This window comes from Lachnospira sp. (genome assembly GCF_016290755.1).
Taxonomy (GTDB): domain Bacteria; phylum Bacillota; class Clostridia; order Lachnospirales; family Lachnospiraceae; genus Lachnospira; species Lachnospira multipara.
Map to the genome: position 1 here is coordinate 1 of NZ_JAEEVD010000052.1, position 19,504 is coordinate 19,504.

General features: G+C 35.1%; 16 protein-coding genes. 2 read left to right on the top strand and 14 right to left on the bottom strand.

Annotation, left to right across the window (positions count from 1 at the left end):
- Positions 1–667 precede the first annotated feature (667 nt).
- Positions 668–1,126, top strand: coding sequence for a ferritin-like domain-containing protein (locus QVA17_RS10570; RefSeq protein ID WP_287388800.1), 459 nt, complete (start codon positions 668–670; stop codon positions 1,124–1,126).
- A gap of 115 nt (positions 1,127–1,241) precedes the next feature.
- Here QVA17_RS10570 and QVA17_RS10575 read toward each other — a convergent pair whose 3' ends face one another.
- From QVA17_RS10575 to QVA17_RS10615, 9 genes are all read right to left on the bottom strand, one after another.
- The gene (locus QVA17_RS10575; protein ID WP_027431127.1) at positions 1,242–1,877 is read right to left on the bottom strand and encodes a methyl-accepting chemotaxis protein; all 636 of its coding nucleotides are present in this window, start codon (positions 1,875–1,877) and stop codon (positions 1,242–1,244) included.
- Positions 1,878–1,905: 28 nt separating this feature from the next.
- Positions 1,906–3,279, bottom strand: a complete 1,374-nt coding sequence (gene radA, locus QVA17_RS10580; protein ID WP_027431128.1) for a DNA repair protein RadA — start codon at positions 3,277–3,279, stop codon at positions 1,906–1,908.
- Positions 3,280–3,405: 126 nt separating this feature from the next.
- The gene (locus tag QVA17_RS10585; RefSeq protein ID WP_074521876.1) at positions 3,406–3,819 is read right to left on the bottom strand and encodes an endosialidase; all 414 of its coding nucleotides are present in this window, start codon (positions 3,817–3,819) and stop codon (positions 3,406–3,408) included.
- A 95-nt stretch (positions 3,820–3,914) separates the two neighbouring features.
- The gene (locus QVA17_RS10590; protein ID WP_287388803.1) at positions 3,915–6,380 is read right to left on the bottom strand and encodes an ATP-dependent Clp protease ATP-binding subunit; all 2,466 of its coding nucleotides are present in this window, start codon (positions 6,378–6,380) and stop codon (positions 3,915–3,917) included.
- A 145-nt stretch (positions 6,381–6,525) separates the two neighbouring features.
- On the bottom strand, positions 6,526–8,085 hold the full coding sequence (locus QVA17_RS10595) for a putative polysaccharide biosynthesis protein (protein WP_287388804.1): 1,560 nt from the start codon (positions 8,083–8,085) through the stop codon (positions 6,526–6,528).
- A 153-nt stretch (positions 8,086–8,238) separates the two neighbouring features.
- Entirely contained in the window at positions 8,239–8,736 is a 498-nt protein-coding gene (locus QVA17_RS10600; RefSeq protein ID WP_287388807.1) for a hypothetical protein, read from the bottom strand.
- A 51-nt stretch (positions 8,737–8,787) separates the two neighbouring features.
- Positions 8,788–9,366, bottom strand: a complete 579-nt coding sequence (locus QVA17_RS10605; protein ID WP_287388809.1) for a hypothetical protein — start codon at positions 9,364–9,366, stop codon at positions 8,788–8,790.
- A gap of 57 nt (positions 9,367–9,423) precedes the next feature.
- Entirely contained in the window at positions 9,424–10,407 is a 984-nt protein-coding gene (locus QVA17_RS10610; RefSeq protein ID WP_074521872.1) for a phosphodiester glycosidase family protein, read from the bottom strand.
- 20 nt (positions 10,408–10,427) lie between these two features.
- On the bottom strand, positions 10,428–11,504 hold the full coding sequence (locus tag QVA17_RS10615; protein ID WP_287388813.1) for a bifunctional glycosyltransferase family 2/GtrA family protein: 1,077 nt from the start codon (positions 11,502–11,504) through the stop codon (positions 10,428–10,430).
- A gap of 227 nt (positions 11,505–11,731) precedes the next feature.
- Between QVA17_RS10615 and QVA17_RS10620 the strand changes: the two genes are divergently transcribed.
- Complete coding sequence (locus QVA17_RS10620; protein WP_287388815.1) at positions 11,732–12,592, top strand: prephenate dehydrogenase; 861 nt, start codon at positions 11,732–11,734, stop codon at positions 12,590–12,592.
- Between the two features lie 98 nt (positions 12,593–12,690).
- On the opposite strand, the gene QVA17_RS10625 is transcribed toward QVA17_RS10620, so the two are convergent.
- From QVA17_RS10625 to QVA17_RS10645, 5 genes are read right to left on the bottom strand one after another with little or no spacing between them, the layout of a single operon-like run.
- A complete protein-coding gene (locus QVA17_RS10625; RefSeq protein WP_287388817.1) occupies positions 12,691–14,301 on the bottom strand; it encodes a nucleoside kinase in 1,611 nt (536 codons plus the stop codon).
- Positions 14,302–14,345: 44 nt separating this feature from the next.
- Entirely contained in the window at positions 14,346–15,062 is a 717-nt protein-coding gene (locus QVA17_RS10630; RefSeq protein WP_051195392.1) for a class I SAM-dependent methyltransferase, read from the bottom strand.
- A gap of 30 nt (positions 15,063–15,092) precedes the next feature.
- The gene (gene rpoD / locus QVA17_RS10635; protein WP_287388820.1) at positions 15,093–16,427 is read right to left on the bottom strand and encodes an RNA polymerase sigma factor RpoD; all 1,335 of its coding nucleotides are present in this window, start codon (positions 16,425–16,427) and stop codon (positions 15,093–15,095) included.
- Positions 16,428–16,451: 24 nt separating this feature from the next.
- Complete coding sequence (gene dnaG / locus QVA17_RS10640) at positions 16,452–18,212, bottom strand: DNA primase (RefSeq protein ID WP_287388822.1); 1,761 nt, start codon at positions 18,210–18,212, stop codon at positions 16,452–16,454.
- A gap of 36 nt (positions 18,213–18,248) precedes the next feature.
- Positions 18,249–19,256, bottom strand: a complete 1,008-nt coding sequence (locus QVA17_RS10645; RefSeq protein ID WP_074521865.1) for a deoxyguanosinetriphosphate triphosphohydrolase — start codon at positions 19,254–19,256, stop codon at positions 18,249–18,251.
- Positions 19,257–19,504 lie beyond the last annotated feature (248 nt).

Genomic DNA, 19,504 nt, shown 5'->3' on the forward strand with positions numbered 1-19,504 from the left:
GTTCATCCTGAGCCAGGATCAAACTCTCATAAAAAGTTTTACCTTAGCTTAGTTCTGAACGAACTAGCTTAATAGTTTCGTTTCCGTTTAACATTACTGTTATTAAGGATAATCATTTCAAAACAAATTTGTTTTACGATTGATTACTCGCTTGAATATTTCAAAGAATTTTCAAGGTTGTCATTCTGTTCAGTTGTCAAGGTTCTTATCTTCAAAGCCTTGTGTTTACTAGCTTTATTGATGTTTTGTCGTTGCTGTATCGCAGCGACTTGTATATATTATCATTTAGAATTCTTTTTGTCAACAGTAAATACGCATTTTTTCTGTATTTTTTTAATGTTTATTCTATACTTAGTCATAGTATTCTTTGTATTCTTGTAGACCTTTATACATAAATCGTAAACTTTCGTAATTATTATAGTAAAATTAATAAGTTATATTTTCAAATATAGGCTTAAATGCTCACTTTAACATGCTATAAATTGTGCGCAATTAATTATGTATTTTTTCTAAACTTATTATCTAATTCTAACAAATATATAAAAATTATGCTCATAATATAGATATTGGTGATTTTTTATACTATAATATAGATACATTTTTCGGAAAACTGAATAAATATAAAACAATACTAGTTAATAATTATTTGACACTTAGGAGGTAAATTATGGCAAATAAGGAACAAACAATTAAGTATTTACAGGCAATCGTAACAGGTTTATCACAGCAGGCTCTAGGACATGATATTCAGTCTAAGATTTTTGATAGCAAGGGCTTTAAAAAATTAGCTGAAAAGTACGCTGAGCACGCTGTAGAAGAAAGAGGATATGTAGATAAGTGTATTGATAGAATCCTTGACTTAGGCGGCGAAGTTAAGAATGAAGCTAAGCCAGAAGCTAAGGTTTGCACTAATCCTATTGACTGGATTAAGTATGACTTACAGGTATCAATTGATGGCCTTAAGTTCTTAGAGGAAGTATTAGAGGCAACTAAGGATGACTATACTACATATGATATTTTAAAAGATTATTATAAAGACGAAGAAGAAGATATGTACTGGGCTGAGCAGCAGTTAGAATTAATTGAATGCATCGGCACTCAGAACTGGATTATTAACCAGATCTAATCATATAAAAACCATATATGACAGCATTTTATACTAAATGCAAAAATAGAGAAGGCAACTAAGCCTTCTCTATTTTTATAAGTATGATCATTTAAATTGTAACAAGCATATTTAACTACATTAACGCATTCTTTGCCTTATCAGTGATTTCTCTCTGGTAGGCGATTTCATTTTCAATATTTCTTGCTTCATTATTAGCAACATATGCTGCGTCTACTACTTTATTTAAGACTTGACCAATCTGGTCTGCCTTATCTTTTTGTACAGTTGAATTATCATATATGGTTGTCATTGATGTTACTGTTTCAGAAACAGATAACTGTACCTGTGCAATGGTATCAGTAATTTCCTTTGAAGATTTAGCTGATTGTGCTGCAAGATCACGTACTTGTCCAGCTACAACTGCAAAGCCTTTACCTTGTTCACCTGCTCTTGCAGCCTCAATTGAGGCATTTAGTGAAAGGATATTTGTCTTTTTAGAAATTGATCCAATTACTGCAGCAAATTCTTCGATTTTCTTTGAAAGTTCCTCTAGCTCTTTAATCTTTGCTGAAGATTCCTCTACTACTGCATTTAAAGTTTCGATAAGTTTTAAAATTTCTTCTACACTTGCAATACTTTCTTTCACAAGATTCAAAGATGTATCAGAAGAATTAATAACATCAAAGGCATGTTTTTCAAGTCGCTCCTGGGAATCATCTAAGCCTGTTAGTATCTCTGATAAACTACTTACAAGTAATTCATTATCCATGTGAGCCCTCCATATATTTTATTATTAGCTACAATAACTTAATAGCTTCGTTCACGTTTCGTACTCCTATTAAATTTATTCTATCACTATTTTTAATATTTTTCAAGCATACTTGTGGAAGAATCACATTTTCAAAGCCAAGCTTAATTGCCTCATTAATTCTTTGCTGAACCTGAGACACGGCGCGAACTTCACCAGATAGTCCAACCTCACCAAATATCACGGTTTTAGAGTCTACCACCTTATTCTTAAAGGAACTTACCAAAGCTAGTACAAGACCTAGGTCAAGAGCCGGCTCGTTTACCTTAATGCCACCAGCGATATTTACATAGGCATCACTAGCTGCAAGGTGAATTCCTGCTCGCTTTTCAAGCACTGCCATAAGAAGATTAACTCTGTTGTAGTCCATACCTGCGGCAGTTCTTCTTGCCATTCCAAAATTAGAATCACAAACTAGGGCCTGAATTTCCACCATAAGTGGGCGAGTTCCCTCAACCAAACATACAACAACAGATCCTGAAGAATCTTTTGGTCTGCCATCTAGCATATATTCTGAAGGGTCAGCTACTTCTACTAGGCCTTTTTCCTGCATTTCAAAGACGCCGATTTCGTTTGTGGAACCAAATCTATTCTTTACTCCTCGTAAAATTCTATAGGATGCAAATCTATCGCCTTCAAAGTAAAGCACTGTATCCACCATGTGTTCAAGCATTCTAGGACCAGCAACTACGCCTTCCTTTGTAACATGACCAACGATAAAGATTGTAATATTTAGGCCCTTAGCAATTTGTAAAAATGTAGCTGTGGACTCTCTTACCTGTGAAACGCTACCAGGTGCTGCCGAAACATCTTCTTTAAACATAGTCTGAATGGAATCTATGACTACGATTTTTGGCTTAACCTCGTTTAGTACATTTTCAATAATCTCAAGATTAGTTTCGCAAAGAAGAGATAACTTCTCGTTTACTGTGCCAATTCTATCTGCTCTAAGTTTAATCTGCTTTAGAGACTCTTCGCCTGAGATATATAAAACATCTTCGCCCTTGTTTGCCAGCTTAAAGCACATTTGCAAAAGAAGGGTAGACTTACCGATACCAGGATCACCACCTACAAGGCATAAAGAACCCTGTACGATTCCGCCACCAAGAACTCTATCTAGTTCCTTTATATCAGTTTTTATTCTATCTTTTTCTTCTAGGGAAATATCATTTAAATTGACAGGCTTTGCCTCTTGATTTGATAGACTAAGCGTCTTTGTTACGCCTTTAGTCTTAGTTTTTGTTGCAATTGGTTCCTCGACAAGTGTGTTCCAGGATTTGCAGGAAGGACACTGTCCGTACCATTTAGAAAATTCATTACCGCATTCCTTGCAGAAAAATGCAGTGGTTTTTGCTTTTGCCATCTTACCTCCATTTTTTAAAGGCAGTCTTAAAGCTAGATGGACTAGCTAATTAAAACTGCCTTAAATTACATTATTTAATTATACCTATTCAATTAATGAAAATTGAATCTCAAATATTAAATTGAATTAAGCCTTAGCAATCTCTACTAACACAGGAGCTTCATCTACAAACTCCACTGATAATACGAGCTTTCCGCCCATATTAGTCTTCATGCATCCTGCGTCTTTGCCATTTACTTTAATATCGTAGGAAGAACCTTCTTCAAGTTCAAGTGTAATCTGTGCATCCTCTGCTCCTTCTACCTTAAACTCAACACCACCTTCTGTAACCTTAAAATTGTTAACAGCAGTTCCTGGTACTGACTCAAACACAAATGAGCCATTACGTTCTAACTTAGTTATCTCATTAAATGTCTTAACCTTATAAGTATCGCCTAAATGCTCAAAATCTGATAGTTTAGATTTAGTATCTAACTTATAGTTACCAAAACTTAGAGAACCATCACTCTCTGAACGAAGTAATTCATTAACAACTGACATTTAATTGTCCTCCTATATTTCTTTATATGATAATTATACAATAATCAATAGCTTAATTCTATATAATTATATTTAATATTAAGCAAAAATATCGATTATTTATTCTTTCCCCTCTTTAAGCTAAAGTTAAGCTTATCTCCTTTAACTGTAACCTTAACTTTATTGCCATAAGAAATCTTTCCTTCAAGTATTCTTTCTGCTAATTCATCTTCAATTTCATTTTGAATTGTACGACGAAGTGGACGTGCACCATATTTCTGGTCGTAGCCCTTATTAGCAAGCCACTTTCTAGCTTCATCATCTAATTCAATAGATAATTTCATCTGTTCCATAATTCGCTTGTTAAGACTATTAATTAAAATGTCTACAATCTCACCAATCTGTTCCTTTTGTAACATATGGAATACGATAATGTCATCTATTCTGTTTAAGAATTCAGGTCTGAATAGACGCTTAACTTCGTCCATTACCTTGCCCTTCATTCTATCGTGGTCTTCTTCCTTAGTTGTGCCAGAATTAAAGCCCAAGTTCTTAGGTTCAACAATATTCTCAGCACCAGCATTACTTGTCATGATAATGATTGTATTCTTAAAATCTACCATACGTCCGGTAGAATCTGTAATATGTCCATCATCTAAAACCTGTAATAAGACGTTAAATACATCTGGATGAGCCTTTTCAATTTCATCAAAAAGAATTACTGAATAAGGATTTCTTCTAACCTTCTCACTTAATTGACCGCCTTCATCGTATCCTACGTATCCTGGAGGTGAGCCAATAAGCTTAGAGACTGTATGCTTTTCCATGTATTCAGACATATCAACTCTAATTAAAGAATTCTCTGTTCCAAACATTGTCTCTGCAAGAGCCTTTGAAAGCTCTGTCTTACCAACACCAGTTGGACCAAGGAAAAGGAAGGAACCAATTGGTCTGTTAGGATCTTTAAGTCCTACTCTACCTCTTCTAATAGCCTTAGATATTGCCTTAACAGCTTCATCCTGACCTATCACTCTATTGTGAAGTGTTTCCTCAAGTTTCATAAGCTTTTCAGATTCAGCTTCTGCAATCTTAGATACAGGAATCTTTGTCTGACTTGCTACTACCTGAGCAATTTCTTCCTCATCAACTACTAACTCGTTGGCCTTTAAATCTTCTTGCCACTGCTTAGTTAATTTTTCTAGCTTATCTTTCTTTCTCTTTTGAGACTTCTTTATCTGGCTAGCTTCTTCATAAGCTTCGCTCTTAATAGCCTCTTCCTTCTTAATAGATAATTCTTTAATTTCAGTTTCAAGCTTCTTAATATCCTTTGGCATTACATAGGCATCAAGTCTTGTCTTTGAACTAGCCTCATCTATTAAATCAATAGCCTTATCTGGTAAGAATCTATCATTTAAGTATCTGCTTGATAACTTAACAGCTGCTGTAACTGCTGCATCTGTAATTGTTACCTTGTGATGCTCTTCATACTTAGGTCTTAAACCTTCTAGAATCTTACAAGCCTCTTCTTCAGATGGTTCCTCGACCTTTACAGGCTGAAATCTTCTCTCTAGGGCTGCATCTTTTTCAATGTGCTTTCTATACTCTTCAAGAGTTGTAGCACCAATTAACTGAATTTCACCACGGGCAAGGGATGGTTTTAAAATGTTAGAAGCATCGATAGCTCCCTCTGCACCACCTGCGCCAATAATTGTATGAAGCTCATCAAGGAATAAAAGCACATTACCATCAGCCTTAACCTCAGCAATTACTCTCTTAATTCTTTCTTCAAATTCACCTCTATACTTAGAACCAGCTACCATTCCTGATAAATCAAGAGTTAAAAGTCGCTTATCCTTAATTGTCTCAGGTACATTACCTTCAACAATTCTAGCCGCTAAGCCTTCAACGATAGCTGTCTTACCAACACCTGGCTCACCTATTAAACAAGGATTATTCTTAGTTCTTCTTGAAAGAATCTGAATAACTCTTTGAATTTCATCATTACGTCCAATTACTGGATCTAGCTTTCCATCCTGGGCAAGTCTTGTTAAATCTCTTGAGTACTGATCAAGAGTTGCTGTCTGGCTCTTCTTATTAGAGGCCTTTGATCTCTGACCTGGTAACTCATCCTTGTATCTATTAACATCAATTCCCATAGATGAAAGTGTTTCTGCATAAATCTTCTTAATAGAAGCTCCAATTGTATTAATAAGTCTAGCTGCAACACAATCTGACTCTTTTAAAAGAGCTATTAAAATGTGCTCAGTTCCTATTAAATCTGCTCTAAATTTACTTGCTTCTTTGCTAGCATTTTCTAAAATTCTTCTAACTCTAGGTGTATGCCCTGCAGGCTCTTTAACATTTACTATACTGTCAGGAGCGATCAATTGATTAACTAAGTTAATGATTTTTTCTTCTGTAACATCATTATTAGCTAATACAGATGAGGCAACACCACCCTCAGCCTTTAAAAGACCAATAAGAAGGTGTTCTGAACCAACATAGCCATGACCTAAAATTGCTGCCATTTCTGAAGCATATTGTAATGTTTCTTTAGCTTTTTCAGTATATCTGCTCTGCATATTCGTTCCTTTCCCTAATATTTATTTGTCGTATATTTTTAAACAAGATAAATTGTCTATTTTATGTTTAAAACAACTAAAGTTATTATATCACGTCAAGGACTAAATCCCAACATAGAATAAATTAAATAATCATTAAATCAGATTATAAATTGCTATGCTTTGTTAATAAATAATAAGGTCCAAAGTAAGTAATTGCAGCCACCACTAATGCAAAGAACATTGAAACAATGTTAGACTCTGTAAGAATAAGTAAGCCATTATAAACTACTGCTATACAAACTCCCATAATAATTGCACTAATTAGTGGTTTTAGAACTATTTTCTTAATTGAAAATCTATAATTTATCTCCTGATATAAAGTCTTTAGGTTAAGGATAAATACTACTAATGGGAATAGAGTACTTCCTATTACAAGTCCGTAAATTCCAAGAGATGTGAATCTAAGCATGAAATAAACTAGCACTATGTGAATTACAAGTGAAATAGCTGAGTGATAAACTGGCATTTTCATCTTATCAATTGCCTGAAGTGCTGAACTTGTTACTGTTGATAGAGTAAAGAAAACTACAGATACAGCACCAATCTTTAACATTGTTGCACCTTCTGCACTATTGTAAGAAGAGAATAAAATCTTAATAATTCCCTGACCTAATACTGCTAAACCAATAAATGAAGGGATTGCAATAAATAGATTAGTCTTAATTGTCTTAGTTAACTTTGTTCTAACTCCATCTATATCTTTTTCTGTGAAAGATGTAACCATTGCAGGTAGCATAGAAGCTGACATAGCTGAAGCTACACCCTGTGGAATTCCGATAAGTAAAATAAAACATGAACTATAAGTTCCTAAATCTATAGTTACGCTATCAATTACTGTACTTGATAAATTACTAAATAAAATGTCATCAAAAACGGAACTTATCTGATAGAAAGTCTGGCCTAAAATAATTGGAATCATTGTTGTAATAATGATTTTATACATATTTGAAGCCGGTACTCTATCAGCTTTTGTATCCTTTCTTAGCAGTTTCTTAAACTGTGGTTTATAAACAAAGTAAAGGAAAATCATAAAAATAAGTGCTGAAAGGGCACCTAGGGCTGTACCTAGAGTTGAACCTGCTGCACCATAAGCAGATTGATTTGCAGACTCTTTAAAGGACTGCATAAGAATATAGCCTGCGCCAATACTTACGATTGCATTAACAATCTGCTCAATAATCTGTGAAACTGCTGTTGGAATCATTGTTCCCTGACCCTGGAAGAAACCTCTAATTACGCCAAGCACTGCTACAAAGAAAATTGTTGGTGCTAAAATTCTTAGAGGAATTGCAAGACCTGGTGTGTTTCCGGAATAGATTACATTTTCAATAAAATCTGCTCCAAAGAATACTAAGGCAGCTGCAATGCCACCTGTTACAATTCCAATTGTGAGGGAATATTTAAATATTCTTTTGGCATTCTTATACTTACCTTCTGCAAATCTTTGAGAAACTAACTTAGATACTGCCATTGGCAATCCATAAGAGGATAAAACTAGCATAATATTATAGACATTAAAGGCAATGCCATAAATACCATTACCTTCGCTGCCTATAATATTAACTACTGGAATTCTATAAAGCATTCCGATTATTCTAACTATAATACCTGCCATGGCTAAAATTCCGCCATGAATCAAAAAATTATTTTTCTTTTTTTCCATAACTCGTATATTACTTCCTTAATTTTCTTATCTAAACGCATCTGAAACTATCCCAATTTCAGACGCCTGCCCTATAGAATAACACATTTAAGGTAATTAATTAATACGTTTCACAAAATTTTAATATAATAAAACTTAGCTTTGACAAATGTATTATAAAACGGAAAGATCTGCTACCTTCCAGCTTCCATTAACATTTACAAATGTATATCTGTAGTTAGTGTCATAGCTCTTCTCTCCGTCTCCCCAATTAACATATAAAACGCAGGAAACATCAATAGAATAGCAATCGCTAGAATATACTCTAAAGTTACTTGTAGCCATGTCTCTAAATTCATAGCTAAACTTTTTACCAACCAAGAAGGCCCAAACTGCAGGGATATTTGCAACATAAGTCTTTGCCTTTCCTAGCATGTGACTTGAAAGTGTCTCAAGGCTGCCGCGGTTGATGATATATTTTCCATAGCACTCTAAAACTTCCATAGCATTAGCAGAAGCTGTTTCATACATAGAATCAACTGAAGGATAAAGGGCTGTTAAGTTGTTGTCATTAGTCTCGTATTCAAGCTCGTAGCCTTCATAATTTACTGTAAGTTCTGGCATTAAGTTAAGGCCTGTAACTGTATAAACTTCCTCTGTAGGAGTTGTCACATATTTTGACACATTAAGGCATGGTTCAAACTCGACTCCTGTAGAAGTTTTTTAATAATCAGACACTTCAATACCATTAAGGAAAACTGTACTATTAGTTGGAACTGTGATGTTTAGTTCATCTGAGCCTGCAACTGCTGCAAATGTTACATCCTCTAATTTCCAATCTCTAAAAAAGCCTGATTTCTTGCTTTCCTTTTTTAGGCTAATTGTGCATAGATCCTCATCTCCTGCAGATACTGTATATACAGGATTTGAGGCACTATATTCTCCTAGTTTCTTTGAATAGCTAAGTTCATTTTCACCAATCTTTTCCTTAAGCTTTGTGGAAATGTAGGCGCTATCTTCAAATTCATTATATTCAATATTGGCATCCTCTATAATGGATTCTAGCTTTGAAGTCTTCATATCTGCTAGAATTTTGTCCATCTTATTAGCTGGAATGCTGCTTTCATAGTCCTTTAAAAAGAAGAATAAAAGGATAAGCAAAAATACGCCAATTGCTCCAAGGACTATTGAATAAATAGCTAAAAACTTCTTAAAGCTAATGCCCTTAGTTTTCTTCTTTCTAACGATTTTCTTTTTTTTAACCACTGTTTTTTCTTTCTTATTATCTAAAACGTTATCCATAGATTACTCCTCATTAAATGTCTGTTTTGTACAAAATGTCTTATTTGTTCAAATGTCCTATTTAATCAAAAATGCTGTTGGACAAGTTCTTGGTCCTGTTGGTGAATATGGGTTATTAATAACTTCACCGTTATAGTACATCTGAGTTGAAGTTCCTCCATCCATAACAGAAGCATTGACTGCGCCATACTCTGCCATAATATCCTGAAGGTCTGCAAAGGATGCACCCATACCTGTAATTTGTCTTCCATCGCAAACAAGAAGTAATATTTTTCCATCTGCTGTTTGACCAATGGCAGTTCTAGGATTAAGTCCGCCACCAGTTCCTGAAACATCCTGCATCTCGCCATTTACAATTAAGAAAGGTCCAATAAGATTAGAAACACTTACGCAGTCTCTAATTCCTAATTCCTTAGCTCTTGCCATAGTCATATTTCCAATAACCAACTTGTTGTCATTAGAAATTCCAGTTACATGATATGTTTCATCTTCATTGCCATTTAAGACCTCGCCATTTACCATAACAAGGCCTACTGGCATAGCTGTATAAGTTGTAACGCCATCTACAAATTCGCCACCGTTGATTCCTGCAACTGCGCCATATCTTTCGGCCATGCTCGCAACTACTTCGCCTTCACCCTCATGAAAGCTCTCAACAGTTCCTACAAATAATCTGCTAGGATCATCAATAATCATAAGCTTACCCTTAAAAGAGCTACCCTTAATATCGATAACTTCGATATTGTCTGAACTTGTTGCTGTATCAGTAGATACAAGACTTGTGTTAGTAACCTCAGTTGTGTCTTTAATACTATTTTCAGCTTCAATTCTATTAATCTCCTCATTGGATACAAAAAGATTTGCTAAAAAGCCAATAGCTGAAGTTTCTCTAACAGATAAGACAAACTGTGTCTTAGCTGTCTTTGATGGGCCAAAGACTAACATAGCCATTACCCCGTATAAAAAACAAACAAAAATTGCAATAGTAACCAAAAGAGTAATTAATACTCTAGATACATTTTTTAAAACCTTTTTAGTCATTTAAACACTCCCCTTAAATCCTATTTAAATACCCATTTCTTTTGTATATTGTAACTTGCAAAAAAGAGACATAAGTCAACAATAATTTTGCAAAGGGCTGTTAATTGTAAATTTAGACCTAGTAGCCATGTAAATAAATCTACTAGTAGGAAGGAACAAAGCATTATTCCTATCCATAAAATGTAATATTTTATAAAAGTGGTCTTCATAGACCTTTGACTTTTGAAAACCAACTTTGCATTCATCAAATAATTGTAAAAAGAAGACATAATTCTTGCTATTACTGTAGCAAGTAAAATTCTTATATCCCTTGAAACTGCTGCCACAAATATGAATGAAAAAATGTTAAATAACAAATTATCAATCACCCAAGAACTTATAGAACACAGTGTATATTTAAAAGCAGTTGTTGTAAAAAAATAGGCAAATATTACCTTATAAATCTTAATGGAATCCTTAATTGGATTAAAATGTGACGACTCATTTTCATCTATGTAGACGGTTTGAATCCCCACCTCCATAAAAGGAATATTGTGGCTTTTAAGTGCAAGCAACATATTAGTTTCATACTCATATCTCTCGCCCTTTACCTCTAGCATATCCTTAATAAATTCCCTTGGAATTGCACGAAGGCCAGTTTGAGTATCTGTAATATTAAGCTTACAAAAAGTCTTAAAAATACCACTTGTTAAATTGTTTCCGAACTTACTTCTTGCTGGAATATCATCTCTTGAAAAATCTCTAACACCAAGTATTAGGGACTTGTTAGATATCATGGCTTCACAACATTTTAAAACATCTTCTGCTTTATGCTGGTTGTCTCCATCAACTGTTACCACTCCATCGTACTCCGGTCTTTCTTTAAGGAAATATTCAAAAGCCGTCTTTAAGGCTCTTCCCTTTCCTTTATTCACTTCATGTACTAAGACACTGACACCGTCATACTTGGCAGCCTCGTTAAAAGCCATCTTATGACTATCATCGCTTCCATCATCTACCAAAATAATGTCATTAAAGCCTTTTTCCTTAAGGCTTTTAACAACTTCTAATAGTTTCTCATCTGGATTAAGCGATGGAACTATTACTGAAATCTTCACTTTTTACACCTCTTACCTATCTATCTCTATCCCAAATTTAAAAGTATGCACTTATATAAATACACTTTAAAATGATATAATAATTTATAACCATTTGCAATACGAGTTAGTATATTTCACATATTTTCAAAAGGTTTTTAGCCAATATACTGTTTACAATTAATGCTTTAAAGTGTTAAAATGTTGTAGTAAAAACGGGATTAACCCAAAATGGAGAATGAGATTTAATGGAAGATGTAAAAGTTGGTTTTATAGGCTTTGGTTTAATTGCAGGCTCAATTGCCCATGCTTTAAAAGAAACAAAAAAGCCTTATACAATAATTGCTACAAGTAGAAGAATTGACCCTATTTTAAAGGCTAAAGAAGATGGCATTGTAGATACTGCCTGTGAGTGCATTGATGATAATTTTAAGGACTGCGATATTATCATACTTTGTACTCCTGTAGTTACAATTACAAGCTATCTATGTAAATTAAAGTCCATAATTAAGCCGGGCTGCATTATTACTGATGTAGGTAGCGTTAAGACTATAATTCACAAGGAAGTATCAAAGCTAGGTCTTGATAATTGTTTTATTGGTGGACACCCTATGGCAGGTTCCGAAAAGACAGGCTATGAGAATTCCTCATCTGCGATTCTAAATAATGCAAAATATATCATTACACCTACTCCACTAACAACTATGGAGCAGCTAAATTTTTTCCAGGATTTTGTAAGAGATACTACTGCAAAGCCTCTTATTATGGATTATGAAACTCATGATAGAACCGTAGCTGGCATTAGTCACCTACCTCATTTAATTTCAACTGCCCTTGTTAAGGTGGTTTCTGAAAACGATGACCCTGAGGGGCATATGCATTGCCTAGCCGCTGGAAGTTTTAGGGATATGTCAAGAGTTGCCGCATCTTCTCCTGAAATGTGGGAGCAGATTTGCATTAGTAACTCCGATGCTATTTCAGGTTTACTTGGCCAATACATTGATATCTTAAATGAGATAAAGACTAATCTTGATAATAAGACACCAGGCTATGTGGCATCACTTTTTGAAGATTCTAGACATTATAAGCTAGATAAAAAGGTAGATTAATTTTAGAATTTAATTAATGTAAAAATAAGACAAAATAAGAGAGTAACTAGAAGATTTTTAGATTTTCTAATTACTCTCTTTTAAGGCTTATACAAAAACTAAACTCTAAAACAACCGCCACCAACGAATTCTCTTAAGATGGAATTAATTGGCACCATGTCAGCGTTACATGGAAGGAAGTATTCTAAGAACTTAAGCATTCTCTTTGCTTCCTGGTATTCTGGGTCATCTTCTGTAATAGAGAAAAGTAGTGGCTCTGCAATAGATTTTAATACACAAAGCTCATAAGGCATTGCTGAATTAAACATTACATCGGCTTCCTCCTGGAATGGGAAAATATTCTTCTCCTCACCACGTCTAACAGACTCCCACATAGATAGAGTTCTCTTGGCATTAGCTCCTCTAGTTCTATAATCTCTAACCATACGTCTAACTAAACGTCCATCTGTTGTGGAAACTCTGTTGTGTTCATCAACATTTAGCTGAGTAAGAGCGCTTATGTAAATCTTAAACTTACTTTCCACAGGAAGTGTGTAAGATAACTTATCATTAAGGCAATGAATACCCTCAATTACAAGGATATCATCCTTTCCAAGCTTTAACATTTCTCCATTGTATTCCTTTTTACCAGTCTTAAAGTTAAATCTTGGTCTTTCAATTTCCTCGCCATTAAGAAGCTTAGTCATGTGGTCATTAAAGAGCTTAATGTCAATGGATTCAAGACATTCAAAGTCATATTCGCCATTTTCATCCACAGGTGTCTCTTCTCTTTCAACAAAGTAATCGTCCACGCTAATAGCATGCGGCTTATAGCCATTTGCCATTAACTGGATGGATAATCTGTGTGAAAATGTAGTCTTACCGGAAGAACTTGGACCAGCGATCATAACAAACTTAACATCAGGTCTTTTCTTAATCATATTGACAATTTCTACAATCTTTTGCTCCTGAAGTGCTTCCTGCACTAACATAAGGGAAGAAATATCACCATCTCTTATATGATCATTAAGGGCACCTACTGTATCAAGATCTAGCATATGAGCCCACTTTGTAGATTCATCTAATACATTGGCAAGCTTAATCTGAGGTAGGAATTCAGGCACCTTAGTTGGCTCTTCCTTAGTTGGAAGCTGTAAAACAAAGCCATGGGCAAATCTATAGATATCAAAATACTTTAGGATACCTGTAGAATGAGCCATATAGCCATAAAAATAATCAATATAGCCATCAAGTTCATATGTATTAATTACAGAACTTCTACGATAGTTAAATAGACGAACCTTATCAAGCATGCCACGTTCCTTAAAGAGTTTAATAGCATTAGTAGTGCTTAGTGTGTCCTTATTAATTACAAGATCAGCTTCTACTAGCCTATTCATCTCCTTTTTTAAGTCGTTAATAAACTTCTCTGTGATTTCTAAATTCTTATTAGTATCGCAGAAAAATCCCTTAGATACTGAATATTCAACCTTTACGCCACCAAACTTATTGTCCTTATCGATATTGTGAAATGCAGCAAGCATAAGCATTAAAACACTTCTTTTGTAGGTATCAATTCCGATGGATGAATTAGTTGTTATATATTCAATTTTCTCGTCAGTTATTTCTTTATCGTAAATTTCCTTTAACTTACCATTAACCTTCACTAGGATAATAGTGTCTTTTAATTCCTTTTGTTTCTCGTTTACAAGTTCTACCAATGTACTCATAAATAAAACACCTCCACGTTAGTCGTATTTTGAAGCTGAAGTCCTTATTTACTAATCATTTTAAGGGCACTCTCCCTATACTCTTGCTCTTTCTTTAAGTAATCAAGTTTTGGCTTAACACTTAAATTACCCTTTCTTTCTTCATCTTCAAGTTGTCCGCACAATATACCATTATTATACAACTCCTTAGTTAAAAAGTCTTGTAAAACTTTAGTATCTCCAAGATGAAAGTCCTTACCAAAGCGAAGTTCTAAATCGCTTAGATTCATTTTCTCTCCTCTTTTAAGAGTTGCATTAATAATAAAGTAAAATCTTGGGGCCTCAAAAATAACCTTTTCCTTTGTGATTACAAATCCGTTGTCATCTAGATATTTTCTAAATGTATCTATATCTGATTGTGGACTAAATACAAATTTATTGCCGTCCATTAATTTATCATTACCTGCTATAAGAATATCTCTCATTAGCATTCCGCCCATACCTGTTATGGTTATAGTATCTGCTTCACCTCTAGATAAGGCCTCTAGGCCATTAGAAATTCTTGTAGTGATCTTATCAGATAAATTAAAGCTGGCGATGTGCTCGCCAGCTCTTCTAACAGGTTCTTTTCTAAGATCCATAGCAATAGCTCTACTAGCTCTATTAGTTAAAACTAGATAAATTGGTAAAAATCCGTGGTCGCAACCAATGTCTGCTACTGTATTACATTTTTCCACTGCTTCTGCTACATTTCTTAATCTTTCAGAAATATTAACCTTCATAAAACTCCAATAAAAATTTATAACTTAAAATTAGTCAAGGTAATCCTTTAACTTTCTACTTCTACTTGGATGTCTAAGCTTTCTTAAAGCCTTAGCTTCAATCTGTCTAATACGCTCTCTTGTTACGTTGAATTCCTTACCAACTTCTTCAAGAGTTCTAGCTCTACCATCATCCATACCGAAACGAAGTCTTAATACCTTCTGCTCTCTTTCTGTTAATGTTCCAAGTACTTCTACAAGCTGTTCCTTAAGAAGTGTTGAAGCTGCTGCCTCAGATGGAACTGGAACATTATCATCCTGAATGAAGTCACCTAAGTGGCTATCTTCCTCTTCACCGATAGGTGTTTCAAGAGAAACTGGCTCCTGACTAATCTTCTGGATTTCACGAACTCTCTCAACTGGTAAGTCCATAACCTCAGCGATTTCTTCTGGGCTTGGTTCTCTACCAAGTTCCTGAAGTAACTGTCTTTGAACTCTTACAAGCTTGTTGATTGTTTCAACCATATGAACAGGAATTCTGATTGTTCTAGCCTGATCAGCAATAGCTCTTGTAATAGCCTGTCTAATCCACCATGTAGCATAAGTTGAGAACTTATAACCCTTAGTATAATCAAATTTTTCAACCGCCTTAATAAGACCTAAGTTACCTTCCTGAATTAAATCAAGGAACTGCATTCCACGTCCAACATATCTCTTAGCAATGGAAACTACAAGACGAAGGTTAGCTTCTGCAAGTCTTTTCTTAGCTTCCTCATCTCCTTCTTCCATTCTCTTAGCATATTCAATTTCTTCGTCAGCTGAAAGAAGTGAAACCTTACCGATTTCCTTAAGATACATTCTTACAGGATCATCAAGTCCAATACCATCTGGTACAGAAAGGTCGATCTTCTCGATATCAATATCATCTTCATCTTCAAGCATGATATCGTCATCATCATCTTCATCTTCGTTCATCTTAACGTCGATGTTCTTCTTTTCAAGGTATTCAAATACCTTTTCCATTCCTTCAGCTTCAAGCTCGATATCCTGGAAATGAGCGATAATATCCTGATAGTCTAAGACATTCTTTCTCTTCTTTGCAAGTGCAACGATCTCATCAAGCTTTTCAATAAACTTAGCCTGCTGCTCTTCAGCTGAAAGCTTCTTAGCTGGCTCTTCCTTAGTCTCTTCAGCCTTCTTAGACTTCTTTGTTGTCTTCTTAGCTGTAGTGTCCTCTTCCTTTGCAGCCTTCTTAGTTGTTGTCTTAGCTGTAGTCTTCTTTGTAGTTGTCTTCTTTGCTGACTTTTCGCCTTCTTCTGCCTTAGCCTTCTTCTTTGTTGTCTTTACTTCTTCTTCTAAAATTTCTTCCTTTTTCTTAGTTGCCATGGTATTAAATACCCCTTTCGCTTATTATAATTTAATATTAATCTTATTTAAATTCATCTGCTCCTGCATAATTTCCTGCATTCGCTTAGCATCAGTTGTTGTATTAAATTCATTATCTAGGCTGTTTTTCTTAACCTTTTTGACAATGTCATTAATAGCTCTTTCCCTTTCCTGCTTACTTAAATTTTCATCTAAGTCAGAAGAGAATAGGGAAGCCACATCTGCTGCCTCAGTTTCATCTGTGTAATCCCCAACAATTAGTGCTGGATTTGGATTACCATTTTCTATTTGAACATAAAGTTTACTAGCCACTGAGTTAAGTAATGGGTCAATGAAATCGTTTGGCTTAATTACATCTGAAATCTTATTAATAATATTCACATCATTAATAAGCCATGTAAGAAGTAATTTCTCTGCCTGTCTAATTCCTGACTCCTGCTTCTTCTTTTTTGGCTTAGGGCTTTCGTAGTCATTCTTTATAGCCTGTCCATTAACTAGGCCCTTTTTGTTGCCAAGATTTGCTACCATCTGCATCATTCCATCTAGTGGTATTACAAATGTATTGCAAACCGCTTTTATGTAATTGTCCCTTTCAAGCTTCTCTCCAAAGCGTAGAAACATTTCCGCAAGTTCTTTCTCAAAAGCAGTTTCATCTGCTGGGTCTGACCTGTTATGTCTCTTTTCTACAACTCCAACCTCAAAGATGAAGCTGTTGATGGCCTTGTCGATTCGCTCCTGAAAGGCTTCGGCACCTAATGCCTTTATAAATTCATCTGGATCCTTATAAGGCTTCATGTTAATAACCTTAGTATTAAGGCCCACTTCCGTTAAAAGCGGAATAGCTCTTAGAGCCGCCTTAGTACCTGCCTCGTCAGAATCGTAGGTAATTAGCACTGTGTCTGTATATCTTTTAAGTAGTCTTGCATGTCCTGGTGTAAGGGCAGTTCCTAGGGATGCTACTGCCTGATTAAAGCCTGCCTGATGTAGTGAAATAACATCCATATAACCCTCACAGATAATCATATTACCTTTTCTAGCACTTCTAGCCACATTAAGGCCATACAAATTACGGCTTTTATCAAATAGCTTAGTTTCTGGGGAATTTAGGTATTTAGGTTTAGCATCACCCATAACTCTGCCACCAAAGCCAATTACTTTATTATTCACATCCATGATTGGGAAAATAACTCGATTCCAAAACTTTTCGTGAACTTTACTATCGTAAGTAAATAAACCAGATTCCTTTAAAATATCGTCTGTGTAGCCTTTAGCTTTTAATTCCTTATAAAGACCACCAGAAGATATAGGAGCAAAGCCTAATCCGTAACTTGTAATAGTCTTATCAGATAATTGACGCTTATTGGCAAGGTAATCCATGCCTGTAGTGCCCTTCTCTGATTTCAAGCAATGATAATAATATGTTGCTGCAAATTTATTTATTTCTAATAACTTAGTTTTTATATCCTTATCCATTTGATCTTCTCTTGAAAATTTCTGCTCAGGCAAGGCAACGCCTGCTCTTTGAGCTAACATCTCAAGGGCCTCAATAAAGGTATAATTCTCATATTCCATAACAAAAGTTATGGCATTTCCACCTTTGCCACAGCCAAAACAGTGAAATAGCTGCTTTGGACCTGACACGCTAAAAGAAGGGGATTTTTCATTATGGAAAGGACAAAGCCCCATATATGAGCTACCACTTCTTTTTAACTTAACATAATTAGAGACTAGATCAACGATATCGGTCTTACTAAGCACTTCCTCTATAACTTCACGTGAGTACATTTATCTAGTCGACCTTTCATTATACTAATTATAAGGTTACTTCTTCCAAGCCTTTGGAACAAATATCTCTTGGAATTTCATAATGGAATATTGATCTGACATTCCTGCGATATAGTCGCAAACCACCTGTTCTTTAGCTTGATTATATTCTGTTATAAACATCTTATAGTTATCTGGTAACTTATCTATATTCGCAATGTAATATCGATATAATTCGGTGATTAACTTGTCTGCCTTCTCTTCCTCTGATTTAGCCGCAGGATTAAGATACAAATGAGTAAACATATGCTCTCTTAACTCCTTCATAGCCCCACCTATTCTGTCAGACATATATATATCATCCTTATTGTTACTGTTAATAACGATGTCATTAATTAAGGTATTAAGACGTTCCTTAGTTGAAGTTCCAAGTAAATCTGTATATTCCTTAGGTATATCATCTTCAGTAATAATTCCAGCTCTTATACCATCGTCTATATCGTGATTGATATAGGCAATCTTATCTGAAAGACGAACTACTTTACCTTCAAGGGTGGAGGGATTGCCTGCTGTTCTGTGATTAAGTATTCCATCTCTTACCTCCCAGGTAAGATTAAGGCCCTTTCCGTCCTTTTCAAGAAATTCCACCACTCTTACGCTTTGTCTGTAATGAGCAAAACCTAATGGACAAATAGAATTTAGTACTCTTTCGCCGGCATGTCCAAAAGGAGTATGACCAAGATCATGTCCTAGAGCGATTGCCTCTGTTAAATCTTCATTAAGCCTAAGGGCGCGTGCAATGGTTCTAGCGATCTGTGCCACCTCAAGGGTATGGGTAAGTCTAGTTCTGTAGTGATCTCCCTCCGGGGCTAAAAAGACCTGTGTCTTGTGCTTAAGTCGCCTAAAAGCCTTACAATGGATAATCCTGTCTCTGTCCCTTTGGTAGATAGTCCTTATATCGCAAGGCTCTTCAGCCTTGTCTCTGCCTCTTGATTCATCTGAAAAGGAAGCATAAGGACTTAAAATTTCATGTTCAGTTAATTCTTGTCTTTCACGAATATTCATAGTTAGCACCTTCACCTTCTAAAAAAGATTAGATAACATCTTAAATTAATATTGCAAAAAAACCTTACAATTATATTATTCAACGCAATTTATTTATTTCCTTTTTTATTTTTGAAAATTTTTTTGAACGCAGTGTAAGCAATCCCCCGCTTCAAAAGCGTAAGCTTTAAGCGGGGGTATAAAGCTTACTAGTGTCAGAAGGGGTTAAAGCCCCTTCTGACAGGTGGCACAAAGTGCCACTGCGTTCA